Source organism: Sutcliffiella horikoshii, from assembly GCF_021991925.1.
GTDB lineage: Bacteria > Bacillota > Bacilli > Bacillales > Bacillaceae_I > Sutcliffiella_A > Sutcliffiella_A horikoshii_F.
Window position 1 is genome coordinate 165,850 of record NZ_RXZI01000001.1, and the last position, 16,464, is coordinate 182,313.

The 16,464-nt window shown below is 40.6% G+C and carries 16 protein-coding genes; 11 read left to right on the top strand and 5 right to left on the bottom strand.

Translation table 11 applies throughout. The features are described 5' to 3' along the window. The first annotated feature begins 36 nt into the window (after positions 1-36). The 3 genes from EKQ44_RS00835 to EKQ44_RS00845 all read left to right on the top strand — a co-directional run bounded on the left by EKQ44_RS00835 (position 37) and on the right by EKQ44_RS00845 (position 2,822). Positions 37-978 carry a 3D domain-containing protein gene (locus EKQ44_RS00835; RefSeq protein WP_237661632.1) on the top strand — a complete coding sequence of 314 codons (942 nt, stop codon included), beginning with the start codon at positions 37-39 and terminating at the stop codon, positions 976-978. Positions 979-1,163: 185 nt separating this feature from the next. Further along, the gene (locus EKQ44_RS00840; protein WP_237662526.1) at positions 1,164-1,970 is read left to right on the top strand and encodes a GNAT family N-acetyltransferase; all 807 of its coding nucleotides are present in this window, start codon (positions 1,164-1,166) and stop codon (positions 1,968-1,970) included. A 111-nt stretch (positions 1,971-2,081) separates the two neighbouring features. Continuing rightward, positions 2,082-2,822, top strand: coding sequence for a phosphatase PAP2 family protein (locus tag EKQ44_RS00845; protein ID WP_237661633.1), 741 nt, complete (start codon positions 2,082-2,084; stop codon positions 2,820-2,822). 29 nt (positions 2,823-2,851) lie between these two features. Here the strand turns inward: EKQ44_RS00845 and EKQ44_RS00850 are convergent, their stop codons facing one another. After that, the gene (locus EKQ44_RS00850; RefSeq protein WP_237661634.1) at positions 2,852-3,451 is read right to left on the bottom strand and encodes a hypothetical protein; all 600 of its coding nucleotides are present in this window, start codon (positions 3,449-3,451) and stop codon (positions 2,852-2,854) included. 97 nt (positions 3,452-3,548) lie between these two features. Here EKQ44_RS00850 and EKQ44_RS00855 point away from each other — a divergent pair, with 97 nt between their 5' ends. The 5 genes from EKQ44_RS00855 to EKQ44_RS00875 all read left to right on the top strand — a co-directional run bounded on the left by EKQ44_RS00855 (position 3,549) and on the right by EKQ44_RS00875 (position 7,501). Further along, on the top strand, positions 3,549-4,115 hold the full coding sequence (locus tag EKQ44_RS00855; protein ID WP_237661635.1) for a hypothetical protein: 567 nt from the start codon (positions 3,549-3,551) through the stop codon (positions 4,113-4,115). Positions 4,116-4,296: 181 nt separating this feature from the next. After that, the gene (locus EKQ44_RS00860; RefSeq protein WP_237661636.1) at positions 4,297-4,524 is read left to right on the top strand and encodes a hypothetical protein; all 228 of its coding nucleotides are present in this window, start codon (positions 4,297-4,299) and stop codon (positions 4,522-4,524) included. 99 nt (positions 4,525-4,623) lie between these two features. Then, a complete protein-coding gene (kynU, locus tag EKQ44_RS00865; RefSeq protein ID WP_237661637.1) occupies positions 4,624-5,895 on the top strand; it encodes a kynureninase in 1,272 nt (423 codons plus the stop codon). Positions 5,896-5,910: 15 nt separating this feature from the next. Further along, positions 5,911-6,534, top strand: a complete 624-nt coding sequence (kynB, locus tag EKQ44_RS00870; protein ID WP_237661638.1) for an arylformamidase — start codon at positions 5,911-5,913, stop codon at positions 6,532-6,534. Positions 6,535-6,778: 244 nt separating this feature from the next. Next, positions 6,779-7,501: an alpha/beta fold hydrolase gene (locus EKQ44_RS00875; RefSeq protein WP_237661639.1), complete on the top strand. Its 723-nt coding sequence runs from the start codon at positions 6,779-6,781 to the stop codon at positions 7,499-7,501. Between the two features lie 71 nt (positions 7,502-7,572). Here EKQ44_RS00875 and EKQ44_RS00880 read toward each other — a convergent pair whose 3' ends face one another. Genes EKQ44_RS00880 through EKQ44_RS00890 form a run of 3 tightly spaced genes read right to left on the bottom strand, consistent with a single transcriptional unit; the run spans position 7,573 to position 11,258 of the window. Further along, complete coding sequence (locus EKQ44_RS00880) at positions 7,573-8,712, bottom strand: Ger(x)C family spore germination protein (RefSeq protein ID WP_237661640.1); 1,140 nt, start codon at positions 8,710-8,712, stop codon at positions 7,573-7,575. After that, positions 8,699-9,808: a GerAB/ArcD/ProY family transporter gene (locus EKQ44_RS00885; protein ID WP_237661641.1), complete on the bottom strand. Its 1,110-nt coding sequence runs from the start codon at positions 9,806-9,808 to the stop codon at positions 8,699-8,701. The genes EKQ44_RS00880 and EKQ44_RS00885 overlap by 14 nt, the downstream gene beginning before the upstream one ends. A gap of 10 nt (positions 9,809-9,818) precedes the next feature. Next, on the bottom strand, positions 9,819-11,258 hold the full coding sequence (locus tag EKQ44_RS00890) for a spore germination protein (RefSeq protein WP_237662527.1): 1,440 nt from the start codon (positions 11,256-11,258) through the stop codon (positions 9,819-9,821). Between the two features lie 130 nt (positions 11,259-11,388). On the opposite strand from EKQ44_RS00890, the gene EKQ44_RS00895 reads away from it, so the two are divergent. Next, positions 11,389-13,680, top strand: coding sequence for an ATP-dependent DNA helicase (locus EKQ44_RS00895; RefSeq protein WP_237661642.1), 2,292 nt, complete (start codon positions 11,389-11,391; stop codon positions 13,678-13,680). Between the two features lie 95 nt (positions 13,681-13,775). Further along, positions 13,776-13,961 carry a stress protein gene (locus EKQ44_RS00900; RefSeq protein ID WP_237661643.1) on the top strand — a complete coding sequence of 62 codons (186 nt, stop codon included), beginning with the start codon at positions 13,776-13,778 and terminating at the stop codon, positions 13,959-13,961. Between the two features lie 16 nt (positions 13,962-13,977). On the opposite strand, the gene EKQ44_RS00905 is transcribed toward EKQ44_RS00900, so the two are convergent. Further along, positions 13,978-15,117, bottom strand: coding sequence for a mechanosensitive ion channel family protein (locus tag EKQ44_RS00905; protein WP_237661644.1), 1,140 nt, complete (start codon positions 15,115-15,117; stop codon positions 13,978-13,980). Positions 15,118-15,397: 280 nt separating this feature from the next. Between EKQ44_RS00905 and EKQ44_RS00910 the strand changes: the two genes are divergently transcribed. Beyond that, the gene (locus EKQ44_RS00910; protein ID WP_237661645.1) at positions 15,398-16,375 is read left to right on the top strand and encodes a YeiH family protein; all 978 of its coding nucleotides are present in this window, start codon (positions 15,398-15,400) and stop codon (positions 16,373-16,375) included. The last annotated feature ends 89 nt before the right edge of the window (positions 16,376-16,464 follow it).

Sequence of the window (16,464 nt, forward strand, 5' to 3'; positions counted from 1 at the left end):
GGTAGCATTGAGTCAAATACATAGGAGGTATTTAGTATGAAAAAGACCATGGTATCTTTGGTAACAGCAGCGGCCCTTGCAGGCACGTTTAGTTTAGGTGCGAATGCCTCTGCTGCAGAAGTAACGGTAAAAAAAGGCGATACGCTTTGGGACATCGCTAAAGCAAATAACATATCAGTAGAACAAATAAAAGAATGGAATGGACTTTCAAGTAACGTTATCCACCCGCAAGATCAATTGAAAGTAGCATTATCTGAACGCTACAAAATTGAAAAGGGAGATACGTTATGGGGAATTTCTCAGAACTATGAAGGTGTAACTTATCAGAAGCTAGCAGAATGGAATTCCATTGCTAACCCTGATTTAATCTACGCAGGGGACGAGCTGGTAATCTATGTGGATGGAAAGCCTGTCCCAGTCGAAGCACCGGCAGAAGAACCACCAGCTGAAGAGCCAGTAACAGAAGAACCAGCAGAAGAAGCACCGGCAGAAGAACCTGTAACAGAGGAACCAGCAGAAGAAGCACCGGCAGAAGAACCTGTAACAGAGGAACCAGCAGAAGAAGCACCGGCAGAAGAACCTGTAACAGAAGCACCAGCAGAAGAAGCACCAGCAGAAGAAGCGCCAGCTGAAGAGCCTGCAGAAGAACCTGCTCAAGAAGAAGAAACAGCGGCTGATCCAGAAGTAGCGCAGGAGTTAACAGTCACGGCAACTGCTTATACGGCTACTTGTGAAGGTTGCTCCGGTATCACTGCAACTGGAATCAACCTATTAGAAAACCCTGACATGAAAGTGATTTCTGTTGATCCAGATGTTATTCCTTTAGGATCTAAAGTTTGGGTTGAAGGTTATGGTGAAGCAATCGCAGGAGATACTGGTGGAGCAATCAAAGGAAACAAAATTGATATTTTCATCCCAAAATACGAAGATGCAGTTAACTATGGTGTACAAGAAGTTCAAGTAAAAGTTTATAAGTAATAGAAAGGAAGGGGCTGCTCGATGGAATTGGGTAGCCTCTTTTTTGTGGCTTTTTTATGGGGGTTTGCTTCCGATACAAAATTCATTTTTTTCAAGGTAAAAGATAAAATAACCTTCCCTACTAGTAGTTTTTCCGTTAAAATATGAGAATATTTCTAACTATCTAACAGAGAGAGGGAATTATGATGATTAGAAGACTGACACAAGAGGACCACGAAGTATGCTTTACTTTTCTGGGGGAACAAGCGGCCGAAAACTTGTTTATCATCGGGGATATCGAGGCTTATGGCTATGAAAAGGATTTTCAGAAGCTGTGGGGAGAATTTAATGCAGCCGGCCAGCTTATCGCCGTCTTGCTTAAATATGAAGATAATTATATTCCTTATGCCAAAGGAACCTTTGATGCAGAGGGCTTTGCAAACATCATGCTGAATGATCCAAAATTCAATATGATGTCAGGGTTGAAAGAGGTTACGGCTCAGATTGAACCTTTTGTGACACATCTTTTAAAGAGAAAAAGACAGACCTATTATGCGAAATGCACGGCCCTCTCAAATGAATTGCAAGCAACGGTGGATACTTCCCTTATCCAACAGGCCACTCCACAAGATGCCGAAAGACTTGTCGAGTTATTGAATGCCATTCCTGAATTCAGTGAATCCAAGATCACGGTGGAAAGAAAGAGGCGTGGACTTGAGGATGGTGTTTCCCGCTCCTTTTTTATAGAGGAAGAAGGAAGAATGGCTTCTACTGCTTCAACAACAGCAGAAAACTCACTTTCTGCGATGGTAGTTGGCGTTGCGACATTGGAAGAATTCAAGAAGAAAGGATATGCGACACAATGTATGATTAAACTATGTGACCAACTTCTAGGAGAGGGAAAAGAATTGTGTCTTTTCTATGATAATCCAAACGCAGGTGCAATCTATAAGAGAATTGGATTTCAAGATATCGGATTTTGGATGATGTATTCATTTAATGAACAAGGGTAGAAATTTACAGATTGGCATATCACTCCATCGCATGCCAACCAAATAGTTTTAGCAAGTTGCTAAAGTGGAATAAGGTAATAGGCAACTTATAAAATAAAACGGGGCGATAGGATGAATCTAAAAGAGGAAGCACGCTACTGGAAAGAGCAGATAGATATCAATAAGATATGGGCACCGGGGCTGCTTATCCTTACCGGGGTTGGATTAATGATCACGGCAACGGTTGTGTTCTTTGAATTGGCTGAGGATGTGTGGGAGCAGGAAAAATTCAAATTTGACTCTGTCATCATGGACTATTTGCAATCCGTTGAAAGTACGACATTAACCAATGTATTCAAGATGATTACTGAAACTGGTTCAGTTTGGTGGATAACGGCTGCTAGCATATTTACGGTGCTATTCCTGTGGCTAAGAAAGCGGGATGTGCTTGGTGTCCTCTTTTTTGTTTTGGCCATTGCTGGTGGTGGTAGTTTCATCTTTGTATTAAAATACTTCTTTCAGCGGGAGCGCCCCTCCTTGGCTCCGGAATATGATGGGAATGGTTATAGCTTTCCAAGTGGGCATGCATTGGGTAGTTTTATCTTATACGGGTTTATCATCTATTTGATTGGAAGGGAAAAACGCTTTTTTAAAGTGAGGATGCTTGCAATTGCTTTGTTGTCCCTCCTAATCATTAGTGTTGGTCTTAGTAGGGTGTATCTCCAGGTCCATTTTCCAAGTGATATATTGGCAGGCTATGCGGTCGGATTGATATGGTTAATATGTTGCATATTCTCGATGGAAATGATGAAAGTATATCGGGATAAGGATAAGCGTGCATATCTTTCAGACCTTATCCATCATAGGAAATAAAAAAAGAACGGTCCCAAATGGGGGCCGTTCTATTTCATTTGGTTCTCCACTTCTTCATGGAATCTATCTCTCACCTCTTCCACATCAGGTGTATCGTATTCTTCATGTAACACAAGTTGTAGTTTCTCCATTACCATTGTTTGTTCATATAAATCCCTATCATACTCATGGTTTAGTTCCGCGAGGGTCAAATCTAGTGCTTCAGCGTACGCTTTTTGCTGAGGGAACTCACTTTGATCTGGTCCTTCCTCTATCCATGCATCAAGTTCTTCTTCTGAAATGGAAATGTCGTATATATTTTGTGCTAAAGCCATAAAAGTTTCGTAATACTTAAGGTTATACTCTGCTTTTTCCAATGCTTCCTCTTTAGTTAAATCTCTTTTATTCATAAGTCTTTCATCACCTACTGCGCGAATCACCCATTTCTCCAAAAGCGGATTGTCAATGTTCATATTTTGGACGCGATCAACGATATGTTCCATGATAGGTTTGTATTCTTCGTAGGAAAGCTCGGTGCCGGCAAATAATCCATCTAAGGGTCCCGGCTCATTTGTCTCTTTTTGTTCCCCGCAGGCTGTTAACAATACGAGCGAACAGACGATAATAGAGATAACTAGTTGTTTTTTCATCAATTCTCACCTATTGGTTTTTCTTTTATCCTACCAATAAACAAGGTGAAGGGCAAAGCTTATAGTAAGAGGGCATGACATATTGGGAGTGAGGACTTTGTTGAAATTTATCTCTGCATGTATGATGGTTTCTATCGTTGGGGTCATCGGCTATCATTATTATGATTATGTGGATGGGGGATCTTTGTTTTCTTCGACCACACTAGCAAGTGTACAGGAGATCGATCATCAGGAATATGAGGATGATATTATATATCAGGAAAATAGGGAGAAAACTACTTTAGAAGTTATTTCAGTCCAGCATAAATATTTGAATAATGTGACAGGGTGGGGAGGTGCTGACACGGTCAACCTCCGCAACTTGAAAACGTCGGATGAATGGAAAGAGTTGAAGGCGGCCGTCAATTGGCTGAAAGCGGAGGGATTTGCTCCATCCAAAGTATGGAATGACATGGAAAACGCCAATGCGCTTATTACCCTTGTTGAAAGAAATGAAGATAGAACGGCTCTGAAATATTTACACCGTATCTTTCATGATCTGGATGTAACACTCAACGAAATCACCGAAGAACAAGGCGAAACCAACATCTGGGGCGTTACACATGCATTGGGCAACAACCGTGAAATCCGAAGAATCAATAACTATCTGAAGCAAAACTTTTAGGCGAACCATCAAGAATGAAGAACAACAACAATATATAGTTTTTGAACACCCAGAAGCGGAAACGATAACCGCTTCTTCTTTTTTACAAAAAATTCGAATAATTTGTTAAATAAACAAAGGTTTTTGTCCATATCTGTAGAATTAGTAAATGAATGTGAAAGGAGAGAAGGAGGAATCCGTCGTGAAAATCACAGAATTTATGGGAAATAAAGTGTGCACACTGATCATGGAATCAGAAGGACATAAAGTGAAAATCGAATTTATGTATTCCGAAATGCATCCAGAAATTCTTGACTATAGTTTCCGAATCAATGGTAATCCTTCCTTGCCTACCAGAAATAAAGTGAATGATCTTGCAGAAAAGAAAATGCAGGACCTGTTTATTGAATTGACTCATAATGTACTTTAAAGGACTCTTTATGGGGGTCCTTTTTTTTGAGGAAATTCCCTATGTCAAACTTTATAGAAAAATGAGATAATACGCTTGAAAGCAAAGGGGGAATACATAATGACAATATTAATGGAAGAGATCAAAAAATGGGATGAAGAGGATATCTTAAAGGAATATCGTAGCGAATTTTATATAAAAGAAGGCTCCATTTATATGGACGGAAACTCCCTGGGACTCTTATCGAAAAGAGCGGAGGCTTCGTTATTGAGCCTGTTGGACTCGTGGAAAAATCTTGCAATAGATGGATGGACAAGCGGGGGAGAGCCTTGGTTCTATTTTGCTGAAAAGCTTGGGGAGTTAAGTGCACCGTTGGTTGGAGCGAAAAAAGAAGAGGTGATGGTGACTGGTTCCACAACGAGTAACCTGCATCAGTTACTGGCAACATTCTTTCATCCGGAAGGGAAAAGGACGAAAATTGTTGCGGATGAATTGAATTTTCCATCTGATATCTATGCCATTCAGAGTATCCTGAAGTTGAAAGGGTTAGATCCACAAGAATATCTCATAAGAGTGAAAAGTAGAGATGGGCATACCATCAACGAAGAGGATATCATCCAATCCTTGAATGAAGAGGTTGCTGTGCTCGTATTACCTACTGTGCTATACCGGAGCGGCCAGCTTTTCGATATCAAAAAAATTACGAAGGCAGCCCAAGACAAAGGGATACTCGTCGGGTGGGATGGTTGCCATTCTGTTGGTGCCATACCGCATGAGTTCCACAAGTGGGGAGTGGATTTTGCCTATTGGTGCAATTATAAATATCTTAATGCCGGTCCTGGTGGAGTTGGTGCCCTATTTGTTCATGAAAAGCATTTTGATAAAACACCGGGTTTAACAGGCTGGTTTGGGTCTGATAAACAGAAACAGTTTGATATGGAACACACATTTACCGCCGCAGCTACAAGCGGGGCATATCAGATTGGGACCCCTCATATTTTGAGCATGGCACCTTTGCTCGGTTCATTACAAATGTTTGGAGAAATAGGCATGGATAAAATTCGTCAAAAATCCCTGCACCAGACAAGGGTTTTGATGGAACTGATTGGTCAAGAGCTAACTGGATTTGGTTTCCAACTTATCAATCCAAAAGAGGATGCTCGTCGTGGAGGTCATGTCAGCCTCGAGCATCCCGAGGCCGCCCGGATCTGTAAATCTTTGAAAGAGCTGGGAGTTGTACCGGATTTCCGTAAACCGAATATCATTCGACTCGCACCCATTGCTTTATACACAACGTACAGAGATGTATATGAGACGGTCCAAATAATAAAGCAGATTATGCAAGATAAGCATTATGAAAAACACTCGAATGAACGGGAAGTAGTGGCATAAGGAGGAGGCAAATCAATGAACGTATTTGATATATCAAGACCACTTAGTGAGAACACACCTACATGGCCAGGGGATACTCCCTTCAGCTACAATGTTAACTGGTCCAAGCAACACACAGGCTCTGTAAATGTGGGAAGTGTGAAAATGAGTGTCCATACGGCAACACATGTGGATGCGCCATTTCATTTTGATGATAAAGGAAAAAGAATGGATGAGTTGGATCTCTCCATCTTCATGGGTCAAGCCATTGTAGTAGATGTCAGTCAATATGAGACAGTCGAGTTGAGCCATGTAGAAGAGACTATTTCCCAACATCCATCAAAGCGGATCCTATTCAAAACAAATGCTTGGGTAAAGAAAGAGGAGTTTCCCACTGAAATACCAACTCTATCCGTCGACGTGGTGAAGTTACTGGAAAGACTGCAAATACCTCTCATCGGTGTCGATCTCCCGAGTGTTGATAATCTCGACAGCAAGGAATTGCCGATTCATCACGCCTTGCATCAAGCAAATATTTGCATCCTCGAAGGGTTAGATTTGACAGAAGTGGAAGAAGGGGAGTACGAACTGATTGCTCTACCATTAAAGCTCAAAGGTACAGACGGAAGCCCAGTAAGAGCGATATTAAAGAAGAATTAATTTTTCATATAAACCGGCTCCCCCTGTTGACAGTAGTGGAGGGTGTTCGACTCCTGCAGGAGGTAGCGGTAGGTTGAGACCCCGCAACGAAGTGAGGATGCTCAAGCACACGCCCCGCGGAAAGCGAACACCCGGAACGAAAGTCAACAGGAGTTTAACAGAAAACATACATGAACTACCAAAATTTGCTTTCCCCTCCATGTTTTCATACAATAGACCTAATCTATTTAGGTGAGGGTCAAACATGAAAAAATGGCAAAAAAACACACTAGTTACCATAGGTATCATTATTAGTGTAATAGCAGCAGCTTGTATATACCTGCTTGCTACACCTTATAAATTAGTCGATCAAGAAAGTATGGAGTCCACAGAAACAGTGGTGGTAAAGGAAGATAGCGGTTGGATCAGTTTTTTTCCGACAAAAGAGAATGATGAAATAGGGGTCATTTTTTACCCTGGCGGTAGAGTGGAGGCGGCAGCATATGCCCCAATCGCCAAAATGGCCGCTGAAGAAGGTGTACCATTTATTATAGCTAAGATGCCACTTCATCTCGCAGTTTTAAATCCTAATAAAGCTGATAAAGTAATAAAGAGATTTGGTGACAGAGAATGGGTTATTGCTGGTCATTCCCTTGGTGGCGCAATGGCAGCGAGATATGTAAAAAATAACCCTGATAAGGTAACAGGCCTTATTCTAATGGCTGCCTACCCTCCTGAAGCCGATGACCTATCTTCCTTTAAGGGGGATGTTATCACGATAGAAGGTCAACTTGATGGTGTGATTGATGAAATCGCCCTGACAGAAGGAGATGCACGATTACCATCCCAGACCTATACCATTATCATCCAGGGGGGCAATCATTCACAGTTTGGTGATTACGGATTGCAAACAGGGGATAATAAAGCGGAGATTTCGAAAGAGGAACAATGGAAACGAGTGGTCCAAGGTGTTGTAAGGAGCTTTTAATCACTCGTTCTATTCCTAACCATTTCAAAAAGGAGTTGGGACAGGGGAAAATCCTGTTCCAACTCTTCTTTTTAGTTAATGATCCCAGTTCCGGTTATGTCCACGCTAACATTCGGAATAATTTCAATGGTGGGGTACACTTCTCTCCAATCAAGCTCTTTCCAGGTTGTGTTATGATGTACTTTTAAATATTGTCCAATTTTCAGTATGTCACTGTTTGCTTCCTGCAAAGTCTTTATCACTTCTTGTGCTTTGACCTCAATATCCTCAGTAGCTTTTGATTCCAGTTCTTTTACCACTTTCTTATTAACGAGATGATTTTTTGGATACTCTGCAATCGTACCGATTATTTTTAATTCAATATTCACTTTTATATCCGAAGGGGAATTTATTTCTGCTTTCATATTTGCTTTAGCCTTTCCTACGTTCAAGGTCATATAACGGTTACGGATATTCTCTTCTTCAGGTTTAACCATCATATTCAATTGTGCAATTTTCCTTTTATTATTTCCAAGTAATAAAAGGATGGTAGAGTGTTCCGCGTCCAATGTTACCCCTGTAAATTTTCTGTCACTTATCAATCCCATACCGACCACTTCAACATCATCAGTCTCTATTTTTTTTATTACAGGCAGGGAAAAATCTGCACTTGGATCAAACATGACAGGACAAACCGTCTGGACTGTTTCATTTTTAATAATAGTATAATCTTCATTGCTTACCAAAAGGTCGGTTAGTGCTTCTGTAAGCAATGTTTCTTTGATGGTTTGCATATGAATGACCTCTTCCGCTTTTCCTTGTACAATGGCGAGCATTGAACCTAATGGAGACTTGGGGTCGCGGTACAGAATATCCAAGATGGAGTATAAGTCTTGCTTGGCTAGTTCTTCCCCCATCAGATACACCCTCATCTTGCTTGGTGAAAACTCTCCAGGAATTCTTCTGTCCAAGGTTAACCTCGTGTCCCTTAAAGTAATTCCATCTCCTTCCACAACAGCGACCGTTGCTTCACCGGGTTTCCCACCGATACTTAGCTTTTGGGTTTCGCGTATGGCTACATGGGATATAATTTCATCATTTTCACCTGCATCAAATGCGACAGTAAATACAAGTTTTAAATCTTTTAATAACCGTTGATCCCAACAGCCAGTCAAAAGGAGTAACGAGAGGAGGATACAAAATACCCTCTTATACCTTTTATGATGAAACATGTTGATTTTCCCCCTTTCCAAACTTTTTCTTTATCCAGGAAATCATCAGCAACAAGATAGGAAGGAAAAAGGCGAAAGAGAAGATAATGTATTGAAAAATCTTCCCTATATCTTCCATTAAGAACTTATCCTGCAAAAAAAATCCCGATATAAAGATTGGCACGCAGATAATTGGAACAAATGGAGCGTGGGACTCTTTATGAAACAATTCCTTAAGGCCTTTACTAGCCTGATACAGATAAATGATGAACGAATTGGTCATAGGAATGACCCAAATGGACAGGAAAATAAGATCCAGTCTCTCTATTACTTCAAAGGAAATGGCCTTTAGCATATAAAGCACTGGTTCAGGTACGAGCGTCATTTCTTCGGGACTGAAGATTATTAGGCTTGTAAAAACAAGGAATGTATAGATCGAAACGGTTGTAATGTTTGCAAAGGTAAGTGTTTTTAAGGTGCCTTTAGGGTTCTGTATCAAGGGATAGATGACGAGAATTATTTCAAAGCCTGTAAGTGCAAGTAGGACGTCCTTGATGGCAAAGAAAATGTTTTTCCATCCCCCATGCCCTACTGGGAGGATATAGGATAAGTTGGCATCTCTATATACGGTAGCAACCAGGAGGATAAAAAAGACGATTACTCCTGTGGAGAGACTAAAAAAGCGTGCGATCATCAGGATATTGTCAGTCGCCAAATAAACAGCCACAATGATAATTAAGATATAAATGATCCAAAACGGAGTAAGGGAAAGAATCCATTTGTTGATCAGTCCCGTCTGCAATGCTGCAATAAGTCCAGCAATGGCCGTAAAGTATAAGATATAAAAGATGATAAAAATACTGCCGAAGAACTTTCCCAATAGATGGCGCAATAACTGAAATAAGTTCTGTTCAGGATAGGACTGCGCTAGCTTCAATATGATAAACATCCATAGTTGTATAACAAATCCAGCTAGTAATGTAGAGATCCACCCATCTCCTTTTGCAGTAGTATGGACGGCAAATGGCAAGGAGAGGATACCTACCCCTATTTGGGCCTGAATAATTAGGAAGAATAGCTGACCCTGACTGATGCTCTTTTCATGGACCTTTAGCATAGCAATCTCCTTACTTAATCGTCTTTTTTTTCTTTTGAGGCAAAGTATCTTTTGGGCGGTTTTTGAAGAAAGGAATTGGTACCCTGATCAATGTATCTTTCATCTCTGACCACTTCAAGGTAGAAAATGGTGCAAAATAAGGCGTTCCAAAGGATTCCAACTTGCATAGATGAATGAGCACAAACATAAATAAAAAGCTCATGCCAATCAACCCGAACATTGCTGCCATGAGCATAAACGGAAAGCCCAATAACCTGATGGACGATCCCATCTCGGTAATCGGGACAATGAAAGAGGAGATGGCGGTGATGGCCACAACTATAATCATGGTGTTGGATACAAGATTTGCCTCCACAACCGCTGTACCAATTACCAACCCTCCTACCACCCCGATGGTCTGACCGATCCTGCTCGGTAATCTGATGGACGCTTCTCTAAGGATCTCCAACGTAATCTGCATTCCCAATGCTTCTATCAATGGGGGATAGGGGACATATTCCAATGAAGATTTAATGGAGAATACGATCTCTGTCGGCAAAATTTCATAGTGAAAGGAAACGATGGCAATATATAAAGCCGGAAGAGCAACCGAAATTAAAAAGCCAAGAATACGCAAAAAACGGATGAATGAACCAAAGTACCACCTGCTGTTGTAGTCATCAGGTGATTGGTAGAAAGTAAAGAATGTTGTAGGGGCGATAAGTGCCCCTGGACTATTATCTGTGAGAATGGCGACCCTGCCATCCATTAGATTGGCTACTGTGCGGTCGGCTCTTTCGGTACTCAGCATGGTTGGGAAAATGGAAAAGTTATCACTTAAAAACTCTTCAATATGACCTGGAGCATGAACAAAATCAATATCAATATCGGACAGTTTCTCTTCAATAGAAGCCACTATTTTTTTATTGGCTATATGATCTAAATAAATCATTCCCACTTTGGTATGGGAATCGTTGCCGATGGTAAAATACTTTATTTTTAAGTTGGAATTATGCAGACGTTTCCGTATGAGGGAAATATTTGTTTTCAATGATTCTACAAAACCCTCATGTGAACCTCGGATAACCCCTTCTGTTTCAGGTTCTGTAATGTTTCTTGCTTTAAAGGATTGTGCGTTAAAGATTTGTGCAAGATCTGAATCTTTCTTTAACAGGATGCATTTCCCTTGCAACAAGCTTTTCCTTAATTCTTTAATACTATTAGTTTCTTCAACCAGGGCCTGAGGAAATACCCCCTTTTCCACTTGGAGATCGGCTTCTTGCATTGGCTTAACGATAATATCTTCTACCAGCTTTTTTTCAATTATTGTCTCGATATAAAGTAAATAAGCTTCCATGTTAAAGCGATGGAGCGACTCCATGATGAGATCTTCCGTATCTACAAACATAGCCCTTACATGTAGTAAGTTCTCTTCAAGCTTAGTCGTAAGAACAAGTGGGTCTGTCTTCATCACGCTCTCCATCACATCCTTTAGAATTTATTGTTTACTATATTTTCCTATGTAAGAGATGTATTTATGCATGTATGTTGTACTTCTTTTGTTATACTTAAGAACAATAGATAGTAACCGGGAGTTTTTGATGATGAAGAAATTATCTGTTTCTGTTAGAAAGCTTGTAGAGTTTGTCATGATGGGTGGAAGCATTGACAATAGATTTGCAGGGGCAAATGTCATGCAGGAGGGGACCAAAACCCACCAACGTTTGCAGGGGAGTAGAGGAGAAAACTATGAAAAGGAAGTTTTCCTTTCCATTGATATCCCTGTTGGTGAATATGAGTTACATATCGAAGGAAGATGTGACGGAATTTACCGTGATGCCGAACACGTAACAATAGAAGAAATTAAGTCGACTGCAAGGGATTTGAATGCTCTTACTGAACAGGATTTTCCTACCTATTGGGCTCAACTGAAGGTTTACGCGTATATTTATTGTCTGCAGCACAAATTGAAAACCATTACGGTGCATATGGTATATGCAAAAAGAACGAGCACTGATGAAAGGACCTTTCAAAAGACATATGATATGTTAGAGCTGACTTCCTTTATGCAAGAAGTGACGGAAGGATTCATGGAGTTTCATAAAAGTATACTTGCTCATAAAGAAGATAGAAGAGAGAGTATCAAGAACCTTACATTCCCATATGCTTCTTATCGGACTGGACAGAGGGATCTGGCCAAAGCGGTATATAAAACGATAAAGGAAGAAAAACGTCTCTTTGCAAAGGCGGCCACAGGGATAGGGAAAACGATCGCAACTATTTTTCCTTCTGTCATGTCCCTGCATGAGGGAAGACAGGAGAGAATCATGTATTTGACTGCTAAAACGATCACAAGGCAAGTTGCAGAAGAAGCCTTTATATTGTTAGTGGAACATGGACTTGCCGTAAAAGTGGTGACGATAACAGCAAAGGAAAAAACCTGTTTTCAAGAGGAAACGTTATGCCAAAAAGAATTCTGTCCTTTTGCAAATGGTCATTATGATAGATTGAAGGATGGTCTTAGCGATATTCTGCAGAATGAAAACTTGTTGAACCGGGAGACGATAGAATCATATGCGAAAAAACATATGCTTTGCCCGTTTGAATTTTCATTGGATCTCGCTATGTTTGCGGACGTTGTCATCTGTGACTACAATTACTTTTTTGACCCAAAAGTGAAATTGCAGAGATGGGGGGACTTTCATAAGGAAACCATCCTTCTTATTGATGAGGCGCATAATCTCGTTGATCGTTCAAGGGAAATGCTTTCGGCAACGTTGACGAAATCGCTCTTCCTTCAGGCGAGCAGAGAAGTGAAAGTAGTAGATAAAGAACTATATGTAATGCTTAAGGGGGTAAATGATGCCCTCCTTAAATGGAAAAAAGAGATGATAGCCTTAAATGAGTTTGTGTTTGAAGATAAGCCAGTGGAGGTTATCGAGGTTCTTCAGAAAGCGGTGGAGGCTTGTGAGAAGTGGTTGGTGAACAACCCATCAGGTATGGCTCATCAAGAAGTGCTGACTGCTTATTTTGAGGGACAGGACTTTTTAAGGATTGCCAAGGAGTTTGATGCGAGGTACAAAACCATCGTCACCGTATTTAAGAGTGAAGTGATAGTGAAGCTCGCATGCATGGATTCATCTGCGGCTATTAGAAGAATGTCGGCCAGGACCGTATCGGCCATTTTCTTTTCGGCCACCTTACATCCGCTTGGATACTTCCAAACTGTACTAGGTGGGGAGGAGAAAGATTATCATCTTTCGATTCCTACACCATTTAAACAGAATCAAGTCGAGGTATTTGCTAGAAAAATATCGACCAAATACAAGGATCGAGAATCTTCTATCACACCGATCATTCAAGCGATACAAGAGACGTTTCATTCCCAACAAGGAAATTTTCTCATTTTCTTCCCTTCCTATGAATATCTGTCACAGGTCTTTGAAATATATAAGGACTATGCCATGCAGGACTCCATTGAGACAGTCGTACAGTCGCCTGTAATGACCGAAGAGGAAAGGGAGAAGTTTTTGTTGAAGTTCAAATCTGACAAAAAAGGTACTTTCATAGCTTTTGCTGTGCTAGGAGGGATCTTCTCTGAGGGGATTGATTTAAAGGGGGACCGTTTAAATGGGGTAGGAATCATAGGGGTTGGATTACCAAGGATCACTCATGAAAGGAACGTCATGAAGGAATATTTTCAGAAACAGGGTCAGAATGGCTTTGATTTTGCCTATGTCTACCCCGGGATAAACAAAGTGCAGCAAGCAGGGGGACGGTTGATACGCAGCGAGGAAGATACAGGCTTCATTCTGTTGTTGGATGACCGTTATTTTCAGCAAAAATATAGAAACCTGCTTCCACCTGAATGGCAACACTTCCACCAAGTGTGAATGTTAATTTAATAAACATTTACAGTGGCTTCATCCTAATTCAATATTTGTTGGGTAAAATGCTTAATAAGTATTAAATAATGGGAGTGGATGTTATGAGCAAGAAGCTTCAAAAGGCCTTGGAGCAACAACGAGAGTATTATATTAACAAGCTTCTATTAATAGGTGTGTATGATTCACTAGTTCTTGATGGAATGACTACTACAGAATTAAAGACAGAATATAATTATTTCTTTTACGACGTTCCGAGTAAAAAAGTGAACCCAATAAGAAAGGCATGACCCAGTTGCCACCGGGTTATGCCTTTTCGCCTCTTATACTATATTCTTTTACTAGTTTTTCTTCTTGAGTGCCTTTTTCAAAATGCAATGTTCTCGTAGGGAAAGCTACAACAACGTCTTCCTCCTCCAAAATCTCCATGATTTTGAAATTGATATCTTCTTTTACCTGAAGGTATTCTCCCCACATGACAGACTTGGTGAAGAAGTAAGTGAAAATATCCAAGCTGCTTGCACCAAAGCTATCGAAGCGGACCAGAATCGTCTCTTGATCAATTTCATCATGATTGCGGAGCATGTTCTCAATCCGACGGACCACTCTTTCCAGGCTAGTTCTGGATGTGTCGTATTGAACACCCAATTTGAAAGTAATTTGGCGTTTCCCCATTTTTGACCAGTTTGTAATGGGTTCGTTTGATAAGGTTGCATTCGGTACGGTTACCACCGCTTGTGCGAAGGTTCTGACCTGCGTACTACGGAAAGAAATATCCTCCACCACACCTTCCACGCTTGGAGTCTTAATCCAATCTCCCATTGTAAAAGGCTTTTCCGTCACAATAATGAATCCGCCTAAAAGGTTTTTAAGTGATTCTTGTGCTGCCAAAGCAAAGGCCAGACCACCGAGTCCAAGACCTGCCACAATTCCTCCAACATCATATCCCCATACATCGAGGACAATGCTGAATGTCAATGCGAGTAGAATGAAGCGCAATACCTTGGTTACAAATGGCATGACAATTTTATCAACCTCAAATTCTAATCGATGAGTGAGGTTGGTGAAGAGATTAGATGAATAAGGGATGAAGTTGAAAATTCCCCAAGAAAACAGGCCGATAACCGAAGAACGCATTAGCTTCGAAAGAGTTTCTGGTTCCATTAAAGTAAATGGAGCGGTCTTTAATGCGAAAAATATCCCTAAGATTACGAAAAACATCCTGACAGGCTTATCAAAGGCCAAGACTATATAAGTAAATAGGTCGGTCGGTGTTTTTCTGGAGACAGCAAGGATTCCTTTAAAGAAATACTTTGTAAAAAGCTTACGCCATAAAAGGAACAGTAACAGGATGACTAGGGAAACCCCTACATCCAACCAAAAATCAAGGTCTGTCCAATACTCGGCTGTAATGACATTGGAAAACCAATCAATTGTCTTGTTCAATATATAAAGCCTCCTTGGGTGATGCCTATAACTTATTTATATTGTCCATATAATTCATGTGTTATAAACTCATATTTCCACTATCATAAATCACTATATTACTACGAAGTCTAATAGATTTCAACGAGTAGCCTCTAATAGAAAAGGGATGGGAATTATATAGATATAATGGAAGTTTCATACAATATTCTTTTGTATTCCGAAAGTTCTTCTCGACAGTCTTTTCTATATTCTTTAAAATAGGAGAAGTGTTTACTTGGAATAGTTAGGGGTTAAGAGGATGAAAAGAGCAATAAAGTGGATTCCGGGGATTATTCTGGTACTGAGCATTGCGGGTATAGCGAAAATTTTTGGCCACTTTTTCCCTTCAATAGGTGGAGTGCTATTCGCTTTGTTGATTGGAATAATCCTAAGAAATAGTTTGAATATAGATGAAAAATATACAGAAGGAATAGACCTTATCGTGAAAAAATGGCTGAAGGTTGCGATCATTTTGCTTGGTGCAACGTTGAGCTTTAGAAGTATCTTGGATATTGGAGCGCAATCCATTCTAGTCATTTTATTTGTGGTGGCAGGAGGTATCTTGGTCACTTTATTGGTGGGAAAATTCTTAAAGATTGATCAAACATTATCCTTACTGATTGGTGCGGGAACAAGTATCTGTGGTGCTACCGCCATCTCAGTCCTAAAAGGTGTCTTGCATGCAAGGGAGTCAGTGGTGGCCTATGCGATTTCAACCATTTTCTTCTTTAATATCTTAGCCACCTTTTTATATCCTGTTCTTGGACAGTGGCTACACCTGTCAGCGCTTCAAATGGGAATCTGGGCAGGTGTATCCATTCATGATACATCCTCTGTTGTAGCCGTTGGATATCTGCTTGGAGATGATGTCGGGGAGGTTGCCACAACAGTCAAGTTAGTGAGAACATTGTTCATCTTACCGCTTGTACTGGCCATCTCATTTATAGCCGTCCGTAGGAGTGAAGGTACAACAAGCTTCAAAGCGGCTTTTCCATTATTTATCATTGGCTTTCTGTTTATGAGTGGTGCGTATTCCATTGGGGTTATTCCGGAAAATGTAAGTGACTATCTTGGAATGACAGCCAAATTCCTGATCGTGATGGTCATGGCAGGAGTGGGGTTACAAGTGCAGTGGAAAAACATAAAGGGGTTGGGAATGAAGCCGTTCGTTGCAGGATTTGTTGCGGCCTTATTTGTTGGTGTCTTTAGTCTATTATTGATCTTATACTTGGTATGATTCCCGTGCATGCTTTCCACGCCAATCAACTAGGTGACCTCCTTCATATACAAAAAGGACCGGGCTGTTTTTGCCCGGTTTTTCTTTTG